Origin of the sequence: Clostridium thermobutyricum DSM 4928, assembly GCF_002050515.1 — a bacterium.
Taxonomy (GTDB): domain Bacteria; phylum Bacillota; class Clostridia; order Clostridiales; family Clostridiaceae; genus Clostridium; species Clostridium thermobutyricum.
On sequence record NZ_LTAY01000107.1, the window covers coordinates 1 to 1,692 of the forward strand.

Below are 1,692 nucleotides of genomic sequence, written 5' to 3' on the forward strand. Positions count from 1 at the left end.
ATAATTAATATTTTATTCATTATATATAAAGCTTTATATTGCAACATATTAGAAGTTTTATGGAAAAAAATGAAACTAAAAAAATTTAAAAAAATGACGAATCAGTAAAATGTGAACGTAAAATATAAAATGTTATAAATTTTATAAAAAATTTTTTGATAGTTAAATTTTAAATATTAGTGGTTTATAATCAAAGTTGTAATCAAACAATGTTAGGAGGAGATGTTCTTGAGAATTACAATGCGTGAACAAGAGAAGCTTATGATCGTTGTTGCAGCTGAAGTTGCAAGAAGAAGAATGAAAAAAGGTCTTAAGCTAAATTATCCAGAATCTGTTGCTTTAATAACAGATGAAATAATGGAAGGTGCTAGAGAAGGTAAAAGTGTTACTGATCTAATGGACGAAGGAAGAAAAATCTTAACAAGAGATCAAGTAATGGAAGGAATTCCAGAAATGATACATACAGTTCAAGTAGAAGTAACTTTCCCTGATGGAACTAAACTAGTAACAGTACATGATCCAATTCAATAATAGTAAGGAGGTTAAATTATGATACCAGGTGAAATAATTTTAGGTGAAGGAACTATAAAATATAACGAAGGTAGAGAAGCTATCAAAATAAAAGTTAAAAATGAAGCTGATAGACCAGTTCAAGTTGGTTCACATTTTCATTTTTATGAAGTTAATACAGGATTAAAATTTGATAGAGAAAAAGCTTACGGAAAGAGATTAGATATACCAGCTGGAACAGCAGTTAGATTTGAACCAGGTGATGAAAAAGAAGTTAATTTAATTGATATTGCCGGAGTTAGAAGAGTATACGGATTAAATAACCAAGTAGACGGATACTTAGATGAAGGGAGAAGAAAGTAATGAGTTTTGAAATAGATAGAAAACGCTATGCTGATTTATTTGGACCAACTAAAGGTGACAAAATAAGATTAGCAGATACTGATCTTTTTATAGAAATAGAAAAAGACTTAACTGTTTATGGAGATGAATGTAAGTTCGGTGGAGGAAAATCTCTAAGAGATGGAATGGGACAAAACTCTATTGAAACTAGAAAAAATCCTAAAGTAGTTGACTTAATAATTACAGGAGTTACAATTCTTGACTACACAGGAATTTATAAAGCTGATATCGGTATTAAAGATGGTAAAATAGCTGCTATAGGAAAAGGTGGAAACCCATTAGGAATGGATAATGTAGATTTCATAGTAGGTGTTAGTACTGAAGCTTTAGCAGGAGAAGGATTAATCTTAACTGCTGGTGGAATTGATACACACGTACACTATATTAGCCCAGATTTAGTTAGAGTAGCATTAGAAGGTGGAATAACTACTGTAATCGGTGGTGGAACTGGACCAAATGATGGAACAAATGCTACAACTTGTACTCCAGGTGCTTGGAATATAGAAAGAATGATCCAATCAGCTGAAGCACTACCAATAAATATTGGATTCTTAGGAAAAGGTAGTGGAGCTAACGTAGAAGTTAACGGAGAACAAATCGAAGCTGGAGCTTGTGGTTTAAAAATTCACGAAGACTGGGGAGCTACAAAATCTGCAATAGATTATTCACTTAGAGCTGCTGATAAATATGATGTTCAAGTTTCAATCCACACTGATACTTTAAATGAAGCTGGATTCGTTGAACATACTATAGATTCAATTGAAGGAAGAGTAATACACA

The 1,692-nt window shown here is 31.7% G+C and carries 3 protein-coding genes; all 3 read left to right on the forward strand.

What is annotated here, in order from left to right; translation table 11 throughout:
• The first annotated feature begins 228 nt into the window (after positions 1-228).
• Positions 229-531, forward strand: coding sequence for an urease subunit gamma (locus CLTHE_RS15765; RefSeq protein WP_002596961.1), 303 nt, complete (start codon positions 229-231; stop codon positions 529-531).
• 18 nt (positions 532-549) lie between these two features.
• Complete coding sequence (gene ureB / locus CLTHE_RS15770; RefSeq protein WP_080024231.1) at positions 550-873, forward strand: urease subunit beta; 324 nt, start codon at positions 550-552, stop codon at positions 871-873.
• Positions 873-1,692: urease subunit alpha (locus tag CLTHE_RS15775; protein ID WP_143324101.1), on the forward strand; the 820-nt coding region annotated here is incomplete at its 3' end. The genes ureB and CLTHE_RS15775, both read left to right, overlap by 1 nt.

Coding starts and splice junctions, on each gene's coding strand:
- ureB (WP_080024231.1), top strand. CDS start 550: ATGATACCAGGTGAAATAATTTTAGGTGAAGGAACTATAAAATATAAC.